Origin of the sequence: Pseudoalteromonas sp. Xi13, from assembly GCF_003952205.1 — a bacterium.
In the GTDB taxonomy this organism is placed as follows: Bacteria; Pseudomonadota; Gammaproteobacteria; order Enterobacterales; family Alteromonadaceae; genus Pseudoalteromonas; species Pseudoalteromonas atlantica.
In genome coordinates, this window is record NZ_CP034439.1 from 2,153,083 (window position 1) to 2,171,426 (window position 18,344).

Below are 18,344 nucleotides of genomic sequence, written 5' to 3' on the forward strand. Positions count from 1 at the left end.
TTAGCAAAATCTGCAGCAGCATGCTAATGTAGGTATTACTTGCTTATTTATTGGACAGGACAACAACTGTGTTTTTACCAACAAAAACGATTGCTAAAACATTATCAACAGCGTTCATAGCTGTACTCGTTTCAACGCCGGTGGCAGCTGTAGATTACAAAACCCTTGATGTATTACCGCTCAATGTAAAGGCCGTCAGTGTGACTAAAAGGGTAACTATCCCCTGGGCTATTGAGCCGTTAAGTAACGGTGATTTACTTATAACCGAGCGCAGCGGCGCACTTTATTTACTGCCTAAAAACTCATCTAACTTAACTAAGCTCTCGGGTTTGCCACAAATTGATGCAAACGGGCAAGGCGGTTTACTTGATTTAGCCCTACATAGCGACGCAAACGATAATCAATGGCTTTACATAACTTACTCAAGTACCCAAGGCGCTAAAAGTGGCAGTAATACAGCCCTAATGCGCGCCAAGCTTAGTGACGATCGCACTGAGCTTTTAAGCACACAATTACTCTATAAAGGTGAGCATAACAGCACAAAAGGCCAGCACTACGGAAGCCGTATTGTGTTTGATAACCAAGGGTATGTTTACTTTTCGATTGGCGATCGCGGCTCGCGCGATAAAAACCCGCAAGACTTAACCCGTGATGGCGGTAAAATTTATCGCTTACACGCCGATGGCCGTATTCCTAAAGATAACCCGTTTGTAAATCAAAAAAGCGCTAAACACGCTATTTGGTCATACGGACACCGTAACCCGCAAGGCATGTGGTTTGATAAAACAACACGAACGTTATGGTCTCATGAGCACGGCCCACGTGGCGGCGATGAGCTAAACATAATTAAAGCGGGCGCTAATTATGGCTGGCCGGTGGTTAGTTATGGAGTTAATTACAGCGGTACGTCGTTTACCGACATACAAGAAAAAGACGGCATGCAATCGCCCGTACTGCATTGGACCCCCTCCATTGCCCCTTCTGACATGTTATTGGTTAGCAGCGATAAGTACCCGCAATTAAAAGGCAAGCTTTTGCTATCGTCTATGAAATTTTCGTTTTTAAGTGCACTGGAAATATCTAACAAAGGTGTTTCAAAGCAATATAAAATTTTAGAAGGAATAGGCCGCGTCCGCAGCTTAGCACAAGGCAGTGATGGCTATATTTACTTAGGTATTGACGGAGAAGGAATTAAACGCCTTGAGCCTGAGCAATAAAACCGTTTGTAACCGCAGCATAGCAAATAATGCGTTTACCTTGTTTTTATATAATAAGGTAAACGCCCTACGGCTAAAAGAACTATTTAGCTCTTTGTAGCGTATGGTAATGCTAGGGCGTGTTGATCTTTGATGGTTGAATTTGCAGCAGTATGTTTGGTTTTTAGGCAAGGCAGAGCCTATGAAGTGTGGTTACTCCCCATAAATAGGCGATAACGCAGCATAAATGCCAAACATGCGCTGCCCTTCGGGTTCTGCCTAGGGGGATAAACTCTTTGTTGCCTACATGGATGTAGGTAAGGGGCGTGAGCAGGACGCGGAAGCTTTGCTCGGTTTTTACTTAGCCCACTAGGTTACAAACCTCGCGCCGCGATTTAATCGCCCCTAGATTGAACAAATTTCAATCCGCAAAGATCAACACGCCCTAATACTTTTATAAAACTAAGGAGCCACATGTTTTCACTATTTAAATCAGACCCGACAAAAAAACTACGCAAAGAGTACGATGCAAAGCTTGAGCAAGGCATGCAAGCACAGCGTAAAGGCGATATTAAAAGCTACGCCATGTTAAGCGCAGAAGCCGAAAAAATCTGGAGTGAAATAGAAGCGCTAGAAGCTAAAAAGCCAGATAATACCAATCGTGTTAAGTAATTAGACATTTATAGCGACGGATAAATAGAGTGATAACAAGGCATAAATTTCGACATGTAGTTTTCTACATGAGAAATTTATAACGCAGTTAACGCTTTATTTAGCACGCGAGAAAGGCTAAATATTTAAGTCGATTGGTATAAATATCGTGTCTGTACTGTTTTAAAAGTAGAAAGACGCGTTTAGTAAATAATTCATCACCTCGTTTTATAGCCTCCACCAGCCAAAAACCACCTTTTATAATAGGCTTGCATAAACAAATGTACTTAAAGCGGTTACTTATATTTTCGATGCAGTTTTTAGTGGCGGTTAAATGATTGAAAAAGGGGTTTGGATGTCATTTTAAATCTTTAGCGCTGTATTTGCTTACTTCGCTGGCGTTTTTCCTCCTAAGTCAGAAAATGAGGACTCTTTCCTCTTTTCCACCTGCCATAAAAAGAACACCCAGCCTTAAAGTTTAATATTCGCAATGTGTTACAAGATTTGTTATTAATATTAAAAATAATTAAGAGGACATACATCGCTCATAAAAAGAGGAAAGTGTCCTTTGATAAAGTTGTTAGCCGTCATGGAGTTTATATCGAGCATGGAAGTGTTATTTAATATTTTTTGCTTTGCCCTTGGTGCTCTTTCGATTTACCTGACCGCGTATTTAAAGGTCAAGGGTAAAAACCGAGCACTAATTGAAGATAATCGCCAGCTTGAAGAAGACAAACAGAAGATTGTTGCTAAGTATCGCGCCGAAACAGAAAAAATTAAAAAACAGCACTCTTTAGATATTGAAAAGAGAAAATATCAATATGAGGATAAAAGGCTTCAATTCTCAAAATACTTTTCTCTACTTGATGAGTTCCACGGAAAGTGTAATTCAATCTTTGTAGAGAAGTTTCAGCCAATTATGGCTGAATTTTTAACTACTTGTTTACAAGATGATGAGGCAGCCAAAAATAAAGGAATTGTTAAATATAATCAAGACGTTCAATCGCTTGTATTTGAGTTAAACGAGGAACATCTTAAAGTTAAAACTGAACAAAATAGTATTCGGTTGATAGCTTCGAAGGAAGTTGACGCGTTACTGGATAAGCTAGAAATTGCGGTAAAGAATGCAACCGACGCTTCTACCGAAATGCTTAGATTTATGTCAACGCAAGAGTTCAGGGCAGATCAAACTTTGATCACTCCATATCAGGAAAAAGCGACCATATTCGGGCAGGACGTACAAAACTGTCATAATGCTTTAAAGGAGCAAATGAAGCTAGAGCTGAATGAGATATGACGGCTAACAAACAACTGTTGTCACTCACTGCGTTCGCTGGGACACAAATACATGGGCACCCTCGCTTCGCTCGTAATTTTAGCCCATATATTTGTGCCCCAAAGTTGAGGCGTTATAACCCAAAAAGGAGTTCGGTTTTGAATTTTAAGTTTATATTACCCTTTTCTGTATTATTGGCAGGTTGCCAAATAACTAAAGATATTGAATACAGTTCACTTCAAACCAATAGCGCATCATGCCAAATCCCAGTATCAAGCCTTGAAATAAACTCTCCAAAAAAAGGTGAGAATGTATTTAAATTTGAAGATATTGTTAATGCTAATGTAGCTTCTGGAGGCTCGTTCATTTCAATGAGTAATGTTAAGCGTGCAGATTTCAATTACATTCTAACTCAGGACTCTGCTCCAGACCTAAAGAACCAATTGATTGATATTTACCCTGAAACAGGTAAAGAAAAAGCACAATCAGATATAAAGTTTAATTACTATTTAACTAGCTCATCTACAATGGAAAATGAAGTTGTTCTAGTAATTAACGCCTCTTTCGACTTTGCTGGCTCAACCAAGAGCTATCAATCCTCTACTAAGGGTAAATATTCAACTTTCCCTGTAACTTACCCTGATCAAGAGTTTTTAAATAAATTATTAAGTAACGGTGTCAATGATATTAAAAAACAGATTTGTACATCGGTGTAAATGGCTTATAACAAGTCATTTCAGCAGGTCAAATTACAGTTGGCTTTTGCTTCGCCTCGCTATTTTAGCCAACAATTATTTGCCTCTGAATGAGGCATTATGTGTATGAATGAGGTTATGCGAGTCGAAATTTAATGAGTGTGAATTTGAGAATAAATTATTAAGTCAGTGCTGTACAGATCAGAAATTAGCAGTTGTTATTTATTATCAATCACAATCCAACGCTCTTAAATGGATGAATACAAATATGTCTGCACTAGGAAATCATACACCTTTAAAAAGCATCACAACTCAACCTAATAAGTAAAATCAGTTTTAATGTCAATGGCTTATTAGTTTTTTGTATTATCCATACAACTCGCTTACATGGACATTACCCTTCCCCAATTTACTATACCTCTCTAGTATTTCCCTCATACACATTTTTAGGGTTTATTTGCATTAGCAATGCTGGGTTATCTATCGGTTTAAACCCGTATTGCGCATAAAGGCCATGGGCATCCGATGTCGCTAATAAAAAGCGCCTTAGCCCTTGCAGCTCAGGGTGCTCTACTATCGTTTTAACCAGTAACTTGCTCAGACCATTACCTTGTAAATCTGGGGTAATAAATACATCAGCCAAATAGGCAAAGGTAGCGTTGTCGGTTACTACGCGGGCAAAACCCACTTGCTCGTTATCAGCGCTGTAAACACCAAAGCACATTGAGTTATCAATCGCTTTTTGCATAATGCTTTTAGGTATTCCTTTAGCCCAATAGCTATTAGCAATAAAGTTATAAATAACGTTAAAGTTAAGCTTGCTTTTATCTGTGCTTATCGTGAAATTATGGGTATTTACAGTCATAATTTATTGTCTTTTAATAATAAAATTTGAATCAATAATCTTTAACATTTTTTAACTGTTTATCGTGTACTTTTGAAAGCAGCAATATCGAGCAAATAGCCCCAAGTAAGGCAATTCCCATATCAGATTGAGTATCCCATACGTACCCTTGCGTACCTAAAAATGCTTCTGCGTTTTCACCGCTTAACACTGCAACCCACCACTCTATTAGTTCGTAAAAAGCACTAAACGCTAAACATATCGATACAACAAACACATTTAGCCAGCCTTTACCATTGACTACGTTTTTACGTAGTAATATTTCACGCGCTAATAATGCAGGCACAAACCCTTGAAAAAAGTGCCCTACTTTGTCGTAGTTGTTACGCTCACTGCCAAATAAGTTATCAAACCAAGGGACTTCGGCGTAGGTGTAATGCCCGCCAACCATTAGCACAATACAATGCGCTAATATAAAGCCATATAAAATGGGGGTGAGTTTAAAATGCTTATAGCTGCTTGCCATAAGCACTAAACCAATTATTGCGGGGATTACTTCAAGCAGCCAAGTAAACTGATCTTTTGGGTTAATTCCGGACCAAATTAATACAATAAAAAACAGGCCAAGCCATAAATACTTCATTTAGAATCCTTGTCTAAATTGATTGAATTTACAGCATTTTATATCTCTAAATCGCCCGATGCTACCGATAGTTTGTTTTAGCGGTTAATCGATTAAATACACGAGGAAAAAACCGTTTAATGGTCGGTGCCCAGCCACTTAGGCCTTTGCCAACAATCACTTCGTCTTTTTTATTATGAATTGCGAGGATCATTTTTTTAGCGGCTACGCTTACATCCATGCCATTTTCTATTGAGTGCTCTGGCTTGTTTTGCGCTATGCCTTGCTCGTTTAACGAATTATGTGCAATGGCGGTTTTAATAGAGCCGGGGCAAATAGTTAAGCAATGAATATTATGCTCTGCAAGCTCAGCACGCAGGCAATCCATAAAGCCCACTACCGCATATTTAGAGCCTGAATAGCCCGTTCTAAATTTAGAGCCTACTTTACCCGCAACGCTACTAATAGAGACGATTGAACCGCTTTGTCTTGCTACCATACTAGGCGCTACCGCTTTGGTAAGTGCAATGAGGCCAAAGTAGTTAACTTCCATCAACTGGCGGTAAACATTAAATTCGTTTTCTAAAAATAGGCTGCGCTGCGACACCCCGCCGTTATTAATTAAAATATCGATAGCAGGTAATGTACTCGTTAAATCAGTAACTTGAGCTAAAACAGCTTCAGGTGATGACAAATCAAGAGGCACAATAATGTGGCTATCGCCATGTAAGCTCTGTTTTAGTTCGTTAAGTTTATCAACGCTTCTGGCTGATAAAATAACCTTGGCACCCAGTGCTGCAAACTGTATTGCGAGCTCTTTGCCAATACCTGATGATGCGCCGGTGATCCATACGGTTTTATTGTTGTATTGCATGGGTTATTTGCCTTTATTATTTTATCCGCTGCTAATAGCAATCGTGTTAAGTTATAAACGTTTATAACGCTTTATTTAGCACACTCGAATAACTAAATATTTAAGCCGCTTAGCATTATGCCTTGGCGGGGCCTGCTATGGCGTTAACTTCGCCTTCTAATGTTTTATAAAACCCCATTAAAAATAAAAACTCAACGGTTACATACAACGGGCCAATAATTAAGCCAATTAAATCATCTACAAACGCAGGCTTTTTACCCTCATAGTAATGGCCAATAAACTGCTGCACCCAGCCAAATACAAACACGCCCACACCAATACTTAACCAAGGCCAAAAAGCCATAGCAGCGATTGGCTGGGCTGCTAAAAGCAATAAGGTAAACAGTACACCCATTATTAAGCCAAGCGACACGCTCAGCATTAAGTAATACACCACGCTTGCAAAAACAAAAAGCTGCGCGCCATCAATAAGCAGGCTGCCAATGGGTATTTGAATACGCGCTAACAAGCAAAGCACCGCAAATACAATAAGTGGAATACCAAAAAAATGAGTTAAAACATTGCGTTTAGAGCGATGGTACAAACCGTATGTACCAAGCTGTTGCTGTAGAGTTTTCATGTGTGTGCCTTTTATTGTGTTTTTTTACACTATATCAGGCTTTTAAAATATCACTCTGTCGGGGAGCCGACATTTACTGATTACAAAGTAGCTCTAAAGCAGATTGGTTTAAAATGGTCACTTTGTTATAGCCGACCTCAATAAGTTGCTGCTTTGCTAATTTTTTTAGAATTTGATTGGCGGTTTGCCGTGTAAGGTAAGTCATATCAGCCAATTGCTGCTGAGATAACGTAAACGTATGGCCATTACTATGCGCTAAATGCGCGCACAATATAAGTAAGCGTTTTGCAACGCGCTGCTCGGCACTTAATAGTGCATGATCTTCCATGCTAGTAAACATAACTCGCAATTTTTGGGCAAGGAGTAACCCAAAGTCTTGCCAATAATGCGGGTATTGTTTTAACAGTTGCTCAAGTGCGCGTTGCCCAATAAAACACAGTGTTACATCGGTTTGCGCATAAACATCGTGCGTGCGCATTCCGCGGTCAAATAAAGTGACTTCGCCAAACCACAGCGAGGCGTCAACAAAGCTTAAAACAGCTTCTTTACCATTATTACTTACCCCACTAATACGCACCACACCACTTAATACAGCATAAATACCGTCGTGTTTATCACCTCGTAAAAAAAGAGATTGGTGCGCACTAAGGCTTAAAGTTTTTGCGTGGCTTAGTAAAAACTGTTTTAAGTGTGCATCGCGCTTAGAAAACCACTGCCCTTGTTCAATAATGTTACAATGTGCTTTACTTAATCCATTCATTGCATTGTGTTTATATGTGGTTGAAGCTCTATTGCCAACGACTTAGGCAAGTCTAAATTACTGGCAATAACAAAGTCGTTATACGCCTCATTACCAGAGAAAAACTCCGCAATAAGCGTTTTATTTTTATATACGTTCACTGAAACACCACTGCCCATACCACCAGCATTAATAATGTAGTAATAGTAATTGCCTTTGTTAAAAAACAAAATACTTTCGCCTACTTTCCCTATTTGACGATAGTAGCTACCAAATGGCTGCGCGGCAGTGGCCGTATACTCTAGGCCAATTTTATGCTCAGTGCCATAACGATAAGTAATAGCTGAGTTATCATTGGCCACACACACAGACAAAATATTATCAGTGGGCTTTAGTGTATAAGTCACTTTTGCGGTTGGGTTGCGTATAACCTTTTGCATTTTTGCATTTATATACGCTGTTTCACCACGTTTACAGTGACTTGGTACAATTCCCTCTATTAGGCCTTCTACAACAAGGTGCTTTTGCTTAATAGCAGTTGCCGGTAAATTAGCGTTTTCGTTTTTAGCCACTAACGGCGTTTTACTGCTACTAAATAAACTCACTTCCTCATCGCAACCATTTAAAAAGAGTACGGGAATACAATAGCAAAAAGAGATCAATTTGAAACTCATACTAATTCCATCTAATACAACTTAACCTTAAAATAGCGGCAAAATTAAGCACTAGCAACCATTTAAAATGGTAAGTTTTATAATTCTTTTTTTTAACCATGTTATGCAAATATTGCTTTACTATTTAGTGACTTATTTAATGTTTATTTACACATTGATTGGTTTATTTACGAACAATTCATAAACCAATTATTACCCGTATGTCTATTTTCAATATAGGGACAATAAGTCCTCTTTTTATAATGGCTAAACATAATAATTGCGAATAAATGTTGGCTTAGCGTAAAGCAATGTTGGCTTTTATTAGTACAAATTCGCTTGGTTAGGTAATCTATTTTAGGTAGGAGGCGCGTTAAATTTTAGGCAAAAATTACATTGTTGAGCTTTCTTTAGCAGAACACTTTAACGTAGCAAGGTTTGCTTTGGGTTCTATAGTATTAGCTAGAAAAGTTAGCGCATGCCTTTTAAAGGCATGCGCGGTAAATAATAAAGCGCTGCGACTCCTGAGCTAAGGCTAACCTAATCAGATGAAGAATCGTTTTCTTCACGTTTATATATGTAGGTTTGCTGCGTTTTAAAGCCAAAGCCTAATGTATCACTGTCATTTACAAGTTTAACTTTACCATCAACAACAGTTAGCCCTGGGCCGTTAATTTCAGGCGGTTTGATAGGGTTTACTGCGCCTTCACCAGTAAGGCTCGGGCCGATTAAATAAAACTGGCTTACTTGGCTAACAGGTATTGTTTCTTCGTACTCGTAGCCACCGCCTGGGGTACCGTCATCTGGGTCACCATCATCAGGTGTTGGCACATCACATAATCCATTATTATTAGCATCTATACATGAGTCGCCTTCACCAAAATACAACTGAGCGGTATCGGGTACATCGTAGCTGGTAGTAAATTTAAGTTGGTCGTACACTTTTGTGCCATAGTGCAAATGAAAAGCATACATTGCACCACCGCCCCCTGTTAAAGAGCACTGATTTTTATCAGACTCTAGTGCAGGTGTAAACGATGTATAATAAGCTACGCCTCCTACTACGGTGGCTGCAGCCAATGATTTTTCACCATTACTTAGCTCATATCGCCACCCTTTAAAGCCTGCTAAATCAGCTTCAAGTTCTACAAACTCATCTACATTATCTAGTGCATTGCCAAATGGGTCGTCATTCATAAGCATTAAATCACTTGGCACTATGGGCTCTGGCGTATTTTGTGAATCGAAGGTTTTAGTTACGGTTTGTTCATCGCGAATCATGTAAAGGTGATCTTGCTCATTGGTTGCAAGCGGATTTGAGCGATTACCACTGCCTATCACGATGGCATCGTAAGGCGTATCTAATCGTGTGGTTATTTCTTCACCGCCATAGCTCGTTTTGCTCACTTTACTAAACATAGTACGTGCCACTAGTGGCTTGTAAAAAAAGCGTCGGTCTTGCGTTGCTAATGAACTGCCAAGCTCTGCTAATTTGTAATGAGAAAAACTATTTTTGTCTGAGCCAGGCATATCCACACGCCAAATATTACCCCCCGTATCGGTGGCATATAAACGGTCAATGTAACCATCATAATCTGAGTCAAGCGTTGCTATATCGGCAGCTATACTGTGCTTACCTTGAAAATTATTATCCTCAGGCGTTAACGCCCATACTCTTTCGCCAGTTTTAGCCTTAACAATGTAAATTCCCGTGCCTGATTTATCCTCGCTACGAATCGCATTGTCTTTGTTTGTATCGTATCCGCCACCAAATACCAGTAAAGGCTCATCTCCAAACGCTTTAATATAGGCTATTTGTGGTTTTGACCAGGTTTGAGCTAGGTATTCAAACCCATCTGAGCCGCCTACAATAGGCTTACTCCAAAGCTGTTTTGGTTTATCTGGTGAGCTAATATCAAGTGCATAATAGTTTTTACCCCCACGGCGCATACCAGCAAATGCCCATACTTCATCACCTTTAGTGGCATCTATTACTCCGTCATTTAAGCCGTCACTGTTTAAACTTTTATTGTTAAAAAACACACTAATAGGCCCATCCATACCATATACTTTAGTATTGGCTTGATTTGTACGAAGTGCAGGTATGTTTTTTAACAGCTCAGCAGGCATAAACGCCCACTCCTCTTCAATGCTGTTACCTTTATCGTTAAACATGTGTAAAAAGCCAGCATTAGTGCCCACTAAAATACGTATGTTGCCATCACCATAATCAATAGATACCGGCTTAGAATGCAAAGGATCACCAAAAATATTGGCACGCTGATCTACTGATGAGCTATCGCTATCTTCGTTATCTACATCCATGCCTCTTGCCCAATTAATATCATTGCGCGAGATAGCAATATCAGTACCCGGTATGATGCCACCTATGGCTTCTGACACTATATTTAAAATTTCTTTAACTCTATCAAAGGTAAAATCAACAATACTACCGTCCGAATCTATATACAGTTTGCGGCTTTGTGAGTCTAAGCTTGAAAGTAAGTAGTTTACGCCCCCTTGTGCGACTAAATTACCATCAGCCGGTTTATTTGAAGGTAGCCAAAACGTGCGAGCGTCTTCTTTAATTAAGCCGTCGTCACCTATTGCCTCACGGCCTGTGGAGTCAACTATGTTAGAGCCCGACATAACTAATTTTTTTAAATTGCCGCCCCAACGAGCCCCGGTCTCTGGGTAGAACATAGCAAAATAGATTGCTTCTCGGCTGCGGGTTTGGTCAACGTTATTACTGGCAACCGTAGGCGATGAAAAGCTATCGTTTACTTCGCGTATTCTAGAAATAGTATTATTTAATGCTTCAGAGAGCTCTGCTGAGGTATCTGCGTGAAGGTACTCGCCACCACCTAGTTCAGCAGTTTTTTCAAGAAGCGTTTTACCTTTGCTACTCATGCCACTACCAAAACCAATAGTAAATACGCGGCCTGTGTCTGCTACTTCCGGTGTGTCTTCGTAAAGATCTATTTCAACGTCTTGTGTTCCATGAATTATTTGCGCTAATACCGCTAAATAACTGTTACTTGTTTTACTTGGGTTATAACCAAATTTTTGCTTGTATAAATCTTTAATATCGTCATTACGGTTATTATCCTGAGTAGGGTCGCCGTCGGTCATTAATATTAAATTTATAGAATTATCACAGCGCTCTTGCGAACCATATGCCTGTCTAAACGGCGATATATAATCAGGGGGCGTTAAAGGGTTGTCGTTGGTCTCTACACTAAAGTCACGTTGATTGGTATTTTGTCCATACCAAACGGTTTGGCCTGTCATATAAAGGTAGGCTTCCCATAAGGTTTCTGTAACGGGGGTGTTTCCGCTAGCAGGTAGCTTTTCAATTTGGCCTAAAATAGTGTCATGTGATGAGCCTAAACCAGCCATAATATAACCACCGTTGTTACCATTAAAACGCATTAAACCAAAGTCAATGGCGCTATTATCATTAACCAGTTGGGTCATGGCATCTTTAGCTGCATCTATTTTTTTAGGTCCGTTGTAAGGAAGCTTACTTCCCATACTTCCGGAGGTATCAAAAATAATCACAACACGGGGGTTTTCATCGGTTTCTACGTTATGGTTTACGTATAGCTCTATATCTTCGGCGGTTACAGAGAGGCTAACAGTTGCTGCAAAAAAAGATGCAACAATGCGATTGAAGGTAAGTTTCATTTTAAATCCTTTTATCTGCGCTAAAATCACGCAGTTCCATTAAAAGTGCAGTTACTTATTTATTTTTAGTTTTAATTAGAAAAATGCACAAAACAGCTAAATGCCATTAAACATAAACTTATTTACAAAGATTAATATTAACTGAATTTACTATATTTAAGTACTTTAATGAAAATAGGCGAAAATATAAAGAAATTTAATACCCTTAGAGCATTTTATATACGCATCGCCATTAGTAAAATATCCCGCTTTTAAAAACAATTAACCCTGCAATTCTCGGTTAACCTTACACGCAATGATGTAATTACCATATTTTAAGTTTAAAACCCCCTATTAAAATAGGTATTTAAGTGAGAACACACGTTTAACCCGCTTAAAAATTAACAACTCGCATTGGTTAATTTCAAAAATAAAAACTAAAAAGCCCCCGCGAGTTATAAACTCGCAGGGGCTTTTTAAGTGTTAAGTAATAAATTTATAACGACAAATCTTCTTTAGCACGCGTTAAATTATGAGATACCAGTGAGTTTTTAGAGATTTGATACGCTTCGTATAAATCTGAAAGGCCTGCGGTGTCTTTTTTGGCCATCATGCGGGCTACACCACGGTTACTTAATGCAAACGATGTAAGTTCGCGTACTTTTAAACGTGGGCCACGGCTTTCTTTTAATAAGGCAATTGCTTGTGTACAAATGGCTTCAGCTTCTGTGTAGTTTTTAGATTCTACATTAAGTGCACAGCTATTAAATGGCTGTTCAAACTCTGGTGCGGCTGTTACAGAATCTTCAATAACCATTAATTTGTAGTCACTTTGATCAGCCATTGCAGCAGCTGAGCAAGTTAATAATGAGCCAAGAGCGATGGTTTTTAAAAGTGTACGTTTCATGATTATCTTCCTGTTTGGTTAGTCGTACTTATTGGCGACAACTCAACTTTAGATAATTCTGAGCGCAGCGACAAACGATAAAAACAAACCTAATAAATGAGAAATACTAACTTATAGACTTAGCCTACCCTCCTTTTACAGCAGAAGATTGGCCGACTGAAAGCTATAAATAAACTTAAATAAACTCAACAATTTACACAATGGTTACCTATTGCCAAAAAAGCATTAGTATTGTAACTTTGTTAATTAACCCAATATTTACAAGGATTGTCATGATTAAAAAAACAAAAAATATAATTTTATCTAGCTCAATTTTATTACTATGTGCATGTGGCGGCTCCTCAGAAAACGAAGGCGATATTATAAGTTCCGACCCTGCAGTATGTGCTAGCCAAACAGCACAAAACGAAGCCCTTTGGGACTACCTTCAAACAGATTATCTTTGGAGTGAGCAGCTAAATACCTCAACAAACCCATCTACATTTGACTCATTAAGCGATTTAATGAGCGAAGTTAAATCCCAAGTAGAATTAGATAAATACAGTTATGTAGTCACTGCGCAAGAATATGAAGACCGATACCTTAACGCGAGCTATTTTGGTTATGGTTTAGCAAACAAAATAGAATCTAACGGTCTTCTTGTAAAGTATGTATTTGACGATGGTAATGCAGCAGTTATGGGGTTAACCAGAGGCTCATTAATCACCAAAATGAATGGCGTAAATATTGAAGAAGCAATAACCAACAATACGTTTGACTACGATGCCTTATTGGGGCCTGAAGAAGAAGGCTATTCAGTAGACGTAACCTGGATAGATTTAAACGGTGAAGAACAAACCGGCACTATGGCACGCGCAACGGTTAGCACAAACACTATTCTAGACGCCCGCATATTAGAATCTAACACAGGTAAGGTTGGCTACCTGGCCTTTAATAGCTTTATTGAACGCAGTGCCCCAGACTTAGATGACGCATTTTCGTTATTCGAGCAAGAGGGCGTTTCAGAGCTAGTACTTGATTTACGCTATAACGGCGGCGGTTACCTATCTATAGCGAAGCAACTAGCAAGTCAAATTGCCGCAGATCAAGTGCTAGGTAAACCGATGTATAGTTACGAATATAATCAAAACCGTAAATCTAAAAGCACAAATTTTGAGCTAAGCAGCAGCAACCCTCGCCTGAATTTGCCTCGAGTTGTAGTGCTCACCACTGAACAAACATTGTCTGCTAGTGAATTGGTGATTAATGCGCTAGAACCCTACATTGAGGTTCAAGTGGTTGGCACAAGCACAGGAGGAAAACCTGTTGGTATGGATGTTAATGAACTTTGTGACCACGTTGTGTTTGCTATAAACTTTAAGATAGCTAATTCAGCTGGGTATAGTGATTACTTTGATGGTTTACCTGCAGATTGTTACGCCGAAGATACCATTAATTCAGATTGGGGCGATACCAAAGATCCTCTTGTAAACGAGGCTCTATACTTATTAGCTAATAACAGTTGCTCAACAACTCAAACAAGCCAGTTACCTAAACAAAAATCGCTTTATAACAATTTTGGTCTATTCGATAAAAACACGATATAACACTTTCAATTGTATACAAAAAAGCCGATACAGGATTATCCCTTCATCGGCTTTTTTATCGCGTTATAAAACGTTTTTATAACGATAAATCTTCTTTAGCACGCGTTAAATTATGAGATACCAGTGAGTTTTTAGAGATTTGATACGCTTCGTATAAATCTGAAAGGCCTGCGGTGTCTTTTTTGGCCATCATGCGGGCTACACCACGGTTACTTAATGCAAACGATGTAAGTTCGCGTACTTTTAAACGTGGGCCACGGCTTTCTTTTAATAAGGCAATTGCTTGTGTACAAATGGCTTCAGCTTCTGTGTAGTTTTTAGATTCTACATTAAGTGCACAGCTATTAAATGGCTGTTCAAACTCTGGTGCGGCTGTTACAGAATCTTCAATAACCATTAATTTGTAGTCACTTTGATCAGCCATTGCAGCAGCTGAGCAAGTTAATAATGAGCCAAGAGCGATGGTTTTTAAAAGTGTACGTTTCATGATTATCTTCCTGTTTGGTTAGTCGTGCTTGTTGCCGACAACTTAACTTTAGATAAATCCTCTTGCCCCGACAAACGATAAAAACAAACCTAATAAGTGAGAAAATCTAACTTATAGACTTTAGTCTAATACCTACTTTGAATAACGTTTCTTTCACTCTCAAAAAATACAGCAAAAACAAGTGAGTTAACAACGTTGGCAGCTAATCAGTAAAGGCCCATCCATACATAAAACTGAGTTAGTTAGCAGTTAACTTTTTATGTGGGTTTAAAAAAAACATCTTTTTCCACCCTTGGCTTTGCGTTGTGAAAAGCCACGGCATAGGCATAAGCGATAATATAGAATAATGCACATGAGGTTGCTTTCCTGCGGCATTACCGGTATCACCCAGTAAGCCAATTTGACTGTTTATGCTAACTACATCCCCTGCACTTACATTGTAGTCATTTAAATGTGCAAAATAATGCACTCGCCATTTTGCACCTAATACCGCAACCACTTTGCCACCTCGGTTTAGTTCACCTGAAAAAATAACAATACCGCTTGTTGCAGCAACCACAGGCGTGTTTTTAGCGCCAAAAATATCAATTCCTTTATGCACACCCGAGCGCCCCCAAGGCTCATACCAAAACGTATTGTGGTTCCAATCCTTACTTGTAGCGCCTTGCACAGGAATTACTAGCTTCTCGGGAATGAGTAAACCCACTATTAATAAAATTATAACTGCGCCCAAAGTCCACTTTAGTAGTTTCAATGCATTACCTTTGCTGTGAATAGTCATTAAATTATTAATTACAATACCTGAACGCCTAGTGAGTATTGTTAGAACGAAACACTTTTTTAACGTGAACTAAACTCATTAATTTTAATACAGGTTTTATTATTAATTGCGCACTGCCAGCTATAAAAAGCCAGGTACCGCTTTCAACTAATGACTCATTTAAAAAGAAAAAGCTACCAATTAAAAACCACACCGCAATTAAAAAATCGTTAACTGCGCCTAATGCTTCATAACGGCGTTGGATAGTAATATGCTCTTGTCCTAAGTCTAAATTAAGCTGATTTTTGCTGGAGCCCATCAATACTACTCACTCTTTTTACTATGTAATTAAAAAACTGTTTTCACTAGCATCTAATACCAATTCGCTTAATTAAGTATTATTGCGAATTGGTATAGGCTTATCTGCATAATACAATAGCAAAAAACACACAATAAAAAACGCTGCCTGATATATCAGCCAGCGTTTTTATTGGTGTAGAGTCTTTATAACTAAAAACTCACTATTGCTTGTATATTTAATTGTTTATTTTTGGTCTTTTTCTAAACGTTTTTTAAGACTTAAAGCCGCATCTGCCGCTAATAATAATTCCAAAAATAAAGCTTTCTAAAACGGGCTTTCTCACTTTTAAATTTACATGAGAGCTTTATAAAAAATTTTATTACACGCACAAAAAAGCCCCTACCTAATATAAATCGGTAGGGGCTTTTTTGTGACTCTCGCTAATTAAATTGCTTTATAAGGCAAGCTCTTCTTTAGCGCGAGTTAAATTATGAGACACTAATGTGTTTTCAGAGATTTGTACTGCTTCGTATAAATCAGCTAATGCTGCTGTATCGTTATGCGCTTTTAAACGTGCAACACCACGGTTGCTTAAAGCGTACGATGTAAGCTGGCGTACTTTAAATTTAGGGCCTTGTGCATCTTTTAAAAGTGCAATGGCTTTAGTACAAATTTCTTCAGCTTGAGCGTAATTTTTAGATTTAACGTTAAGTGCACAGCTATTGAATGACTCTTCAAGTGGCAATGGTGCAGTAGCGGTTTTGATAACCATTAGTTTGTAGTCACTTGAATCAGCCATTACAGCTGCTGAGCAAGTTAGTAATGAGCCAAGAGCGATGGTTTTTAAAAGTGTACGTTTCATGGTTTGTCTTTCCTAATTAAGTTAGTCGCGCTTGTTGCCGACAACTGAACTTTAGAGTAATAGCTCAGCGCCGACAAACGATAAAAACAAACTCAATAAGTGAAGAAAATTAACCTATAGACTTTAGTCTAATATACGTACAAATTTAAATGTTTAACAGCGTGTAAACCAGCGTAATTACTGCTTGTTTTGAAAAAGGTTTTAAAACGAGTGTTATGCAGTAGTTACGCATACAAGCCAGCAAACTGTACAAAAATCAGTCTTTAAAATTTATTTTGTTTTTATGCTTTTCGCGACTTTTCCTACGCTCAAGCCTTGCACTAAAATTGAAAAAACCACCACTGCATAAGTTAAAGCCAATAATATATTACGCTGCGCTCCATCAGGTAGCTGCAATACTAGTGCCACCGAAATACCGCCACGTAATCCTCCCCAGGTTAACACTTTCCATGCACCGCTGGGCAGCTCGAGCTGTTTATTAAAAATAGTTGTTGTTAGGCCAACCACAATAAGGCGTGCGCATAGCGCAATTAAAATGGTTAAAACGCCCGCCACCAGCAAATTAGCTGAGTACACAATCATTACCACTTCAAGGCCAATTAGCACAAATAAAATGGCATTTAAAATTTCATCAATTAGCTCCCAAAACAAATCAACATAGTGGCGTGTTTTATCACTCATGGCTAAATTACGTCCATGATTACCCACCATTAATCCCACCATAACCATCGCAAGTGGCCCCGATAAGTGCCAGTGACTCGCCAATGCATAACCGCCTATAACACCCGCTAGCGTAAGTAATACTTCTTCTTGGTAGCTATCTATTGCCTTTAATAAATAATTTAAAGCAGCGCCCAATATTAAACCAAATATTATTCCGCCCCCCGCTTCAACAGCGAGTGTATGAGCCACTGAGTATGTAGTTGGCATATCACCACTGGTTAAAATTCCTAATAAAAGCGCAAATACCACCACACCTATACCATCATTAAATAGCGACTCCCCCGCTATTACGGTTTCAATACTTTTAGGCGCGCCAGCAGAGCGTAAAATACCCATTACCGCTATCGGATCGGTTGGCGAAATCAACGCACCAAATAATAAACACCATATAAACGATAAATTAAATCCCAATAAAGGCACTACTACATATAACGCTGTAGCAATAATCACTGTTGAAACCAGCGTACCCACACACGCTAAAATACCTATGGGTAATTTATAACGTCTTAAGTCACTTACATTAACGTGCAGCGCCCCAGCAAAAAGCAGCATTGAGAGCATGCCGTCGAGCAATACATGAGTAAAATTGAGTTGATCAAGTAGGCTTACTTCGTAATCAATAAGTTCATCAAACCCTAAAAAGCCCAAAAATATGGCCGCAATAGACACTAAAAGCGAAATAACCATCACCCCAATGGTGGTTGGCAGGCCTATAAACCGATGATTTATATAAGCAAGTAATGCGGTTATAGATAAAAAAATCGCGCTAATTTCAAATATACTCAACGTACTGGTGACATCCATAATCTAGCTCTCTTAAATTTAAAGCCTAATAGGTAGTTTCCACTTTTATGATTTGCACTTTTTAACCGTGCAACGCAAA

18 protein-coding genes are annotated in these 18,344 nt (G+C 38.8%); 5 read left to right on the top strand and 13 right to left on the bottom strand.

Annotated elements, in window-relative coordinates:
* Window positions 1-116: 116 nt before the first annotated feature.
* From EJ103_RS09660 to EJ103_RS09675, 4 genes are all read left to right on the top strand, one after another.
* The gene (locus EJ103_RS09660) at window positions 117-1,217 is read left to right on the top strand and encodes a PQQ-dependent sugar dehydrogenase (RefSeq protein ID WP_241232309.1); all 1,101 of its coding nucleotides are present in this window, start codon (window positions 117-119) and stop codon (window positions 1,215-1,217) included.
* 453 nt (window positions 1,218-1,670) lie between these two features.
* Window positions 1,671-1,868 (top strand): DUF6435 family protein, encoded by a 198-nt coding sequence (locus tag EJ103_RS09665; protein WP_024033426.1) that lies wholly within the window; start codon window positions 1,671-1,673, stop codon window positions 1,866-1,868.
* 586 nt (window positions 1,869-2,454) lie between these two features.
* Window positions 2,455-3,144, top strand: a complete 690-nt coding sequence (locus EJ103_RS09670) for a hypothetical protein (RefSeq protein WP_126007405.1) — start codon at window positions 2,455-2,457, stop codon at window positions 3,142-3,144.
* A gap of 137 nt (window positions 3,145-3,281) precedes the next feature.
* A complete protein-coding gene (locus EJ103_RS09675) occupies window positions 3,282-3,839 on the top strand; it encodes a hypothetical protein (RefSeq protein ID WP_004587216.1) in 558 nt (185 codons plus the stop codon).
* A 391-nt stretch (window positions 3,840-4,230) separates the two neighbouring features.
* On the opposite strand, the gene EJ103_RS09680 is transcribed toward EJ103_RS09675, so the two are convergent.
* The 8 genes from EJ103_RS09680 to EJ103_RS09715 form a co-directional block, all read right to left on the bottom strand.
* Window positions 4,231-4,683, bottom strand: a complete 453-nt coding sequence (locus tag EJ103_RS09680; RefSeq protein WP_126007407.1) for a GNAT family N-acetyltransferase — start codon at window positions 4,681-4,683, stop codon at window positions 4,231-4,233.
* 31 nt (window positions 4,684-4,714) lie between these two features.
* Window positions 4,715-5,305 (bottom strand): DUF2238 domain-containing protein, encoded by a 591-nt coding sequence (locus tag EJ103_RS09685; RefSeq protein WP_029772243.1) that lies wholly within the window; start codon window positions 5,303-5,305, stop codon window positions 4,715-4,717.
* Between the two features lie 61 nt (window positions 5,306-5,366).
* A complete protein-coding gene (locus tag EJ103_RS09690) occupies window positions 5,367-6,158 on the bottom strand; it encodes an SDR family oxidoreductase (protein WP_126007409.1) in 792 nt (263 codons plus the stop codon).
* Between the two features lie 115 nt (window positions 6,159-6,273).
* Window positions 6,274-6,777 (bottom strand): Mpo1-like protein, encoded by a 504-nt coding sequence (locus EJ103_RS09695; RefSeq protein WP_126007411.1) that lies wholly within the window; start codon window positions 6,775-6,777, stop codon window positions 6,274-6,276.
* Window positions 6,778-6,850: 73 nt separating this feature from the next.
* Window positions 6,851-7,537, bottom strand: coding sequence for a Crp/Fnr family transcriptional regulator (locus EJ103_RS09700; protein ID WP_024033419.1), 687 nt, complete (start codon window positions 7,535-7,537; stop codon window positions 6,851-6,853).
* Window positions 7,534-8,190, bottom strand: coding sequence for a hypothetical protein (locus EJ103_RS09705; RefSeq protein WP_164521620.1), 657 nt, complete (start codon window positions 8,188-8,190; stop codon window positions 7,534-7,536). Before EJ103_RS09705 ends, EJ103_RS09700 begins: the two co-directional genes overlap by 4 nt.
* A gap of 519 nt (window positions 8,191-8,709) precedes the next feature.
* On the bottom strand, window positions 8,710-11,856 hold the full coding sequence (locus tag EJ103_RS09710; RefSeq protein ID WP_126007413.1) for a PilC/PilY family type IV pilus protein: 3,147 nt from the start codon (window positions 11,854-11,856) through the stop codon (window positions 8,710-8,712).
* Between the two features lie 475 nt (window positions 11,857-12,331).
* Window positions 12,332-12,742, bottom strand: a complete 411-nt coding sequence (locus EJ103_RS09715; RefSeq protein ID WP_004587208.1) for a hypothetical protein — start codon at window positions 12,740-12,742, stop codon at window positions 12,332-12,334.
* Window positions 12,743-13,014: 272 nt separating this feature from the next.
* Here EJ103_RS09715 and EJ103_RS09720 point away from each other — a divergent pair, with 272 nt between their 5' ends.
* A complete protein-coding gene (locus EJ103_RS09720) occupies window positions 13,015-14,328 on the top strand; it encodes a S41 family peptidase (protein ID WP_164521621.1) in 1,314 nt (437 codons plus the stop codon).
* A 76-nt stretch (window positions 14,329-14,404) separates the two neighbouring features.
* On the opposite strand, the gene EJ103_RS09725 is transcribed toward EJ103_RS09720, so the two are convergent.
* The 5 genes from EJ103_RS09725 to EJ103_RS09745 form a co-directional block, all read right to left on the bottom strand.
* Window positions 14,405-14,815 (bottom strand): hypothetical protein, encoded by a 411-nt coding sequence (locus tag EJ103_RS09725; RefSeq protein WP_004587208.1) that lies wholly within the window; start codon window positions 14,813-14,815, stop codon window positions 14,405-14,407.
* A 238-nt stretch (window positions 14,816-15,053) separates the two neighbouring features.
* Window positions 15,054-15,596 carry a M23 family metallopeptidase gene (locus EJ103_RS09730; protein WP_241232266.1) on the bottom strand — a complete coding sequence of 181 codons (543 nt, stop codon included), beginning with the start codon at window positions 15,594-15,596 and terminating at the stop codon, window positions 15,054-15,056.
* Between the two features lie 28 nt (window positions 15,597-15,624).
* Window positions 15,625-15,894: a YrhK family protein gene (locus EJ103_RS09735; protein ID WP_004587206.1), complete on the bottom strand. Its 270-nt coding sequence runs from the start codon at window positions 15,892-15,894 to the stop codon at window positions 15,625-15,627.
* Between the two features lie 436 nt (window positions 15,895-16,330).
* Window positions 16,331-16,738, bottom strand: coding sequence for a hypothetical protein (locus EJ103_RS09740; protein ID WP_004587203.1), 408 nt, complete (start codon window positions 16,736-16,738; stop codon window positions 16,331-16,333).
* A 270-nt stretch (window positions 16,739-17,008) separates the two neighbouring features.
* Window positions 17,009-18,265, bottom strand: coding sequence for a sodium:proton antiporter (locus EJ103_RS09745; protein ID WP_126007419.1), 1,257 nt, complete (start codon window positions 18,263-18,265; stop codon window positions 17,009-17,011).
* Window positions 18,266-18,344: the final 79 nt, after the last annotated feature.

Coding starts and splice junctions, on each gene's coding strand:
- EJ103_RS09705 (WP_164521620.1), bottom strand. CDS start 8,190: ATGAGTTTCAAATTGATCTCTTTTTGCTATTGTATTCCCGTACTCTTT.
- EJ103_RS09670 (WP_126007405.1), top strand. CDS start 2,455: ATGGAAGTGTTATTTAATATTTTTTGCTTTGCCCTTGGTGCTCTTTCG.
- EJ103_RS09710 (WP_126007413.1), bottom strand. CDS start 11,856: ATGAAACTTACCTTCAATCGCATTGTTGCATCTTTTTTTGCAGCAACT.
- EJ103_RS09715 (WP_004587208.1), bottom strand. CDS start 12,742: ATGAAACGTACACTTTTAAAAACCATCGCTCTTGGCTCATTATTAACT.
- EJ103_RS09745 (WP_126007419.1), bottom strand. CDS start 18,265: ATGGATGTCACCAGTACGTTGAGTATATTTGAAATTAGCGCGATTTTT.
- EJ103_RS09665 (WP_024033426.1), top strand. CDS start 1,671: ATGTTTTCACTATTTAAATCAGACCCGACAAAAAAACTACGCAAAGAG.
- EJ103_RS09680 (WP_126007407.1), bottom strand. CDS start 4,683: ATGACTGTAAATACCCATAATTTCACGATAAGCACAGATAAAAGCAAG.
- EJ103_RS09735 (WP_004587206.1), bottom strand. CDS start 15,894: ATGGGCTCCAGCAAAAATCAGCTTAATTTAGACTTAGGACAAGAGCAT.
- EJ103_RS09720 (WP_164521621.1), top strand. CDS start 13,015: ATGATTAAAAAAACAAAAAATATAATTTTATCTAGCTCAATTTTATTA.
- EJ103_RS09695 (WP_126007411.1), bottom strand. CDS start 6,777: ATGAAAACTCTACAGCAACAGCTTGGTACATACGGTTTGTACCATCGC.
- EJ103_RS09700 (WP_024033419.1), bottom strand. CDS start 7,537: ATGAATGGATTAAGTAAAGCACATTGTAACATTATTGAACAAGGGCAG.
- EJ103_RS09730 (WP_241232266.1), bottom strand. CDS start 15,596: ATGACTATTCACAGCAAAGGTAATGCATTGAAACTACTAAAGTGGACT.
- EJ103_RS09685 (WP_029772243.1), bottom strand. CDS start 5,305: ATGAAGTATTTATGGCTTGGCCTGTTTTTTATTGTATTAATTTGGTCC.
- EJ103_RS09725 (WP_004587208.1), bottom strand. CDS start 14,815: ATGAAACGTACACTTTTAAAAACCATCGCTCTTGGCTCATTATTAACT.
- EJ103_RS09740 (WP_004587203.1), bottom strand. CDS start 16,738: ATGAAACGTACACTTTTAAAAACCATCGCTCTTGGCTCATTACTAACT.
- EJ103_RS09690 (WP_126007409.1), bottom strand. CDS start 6,158: ATGCAATACAACAATAAAACCGTATGGATCACCGGCGCATCATCAGGT.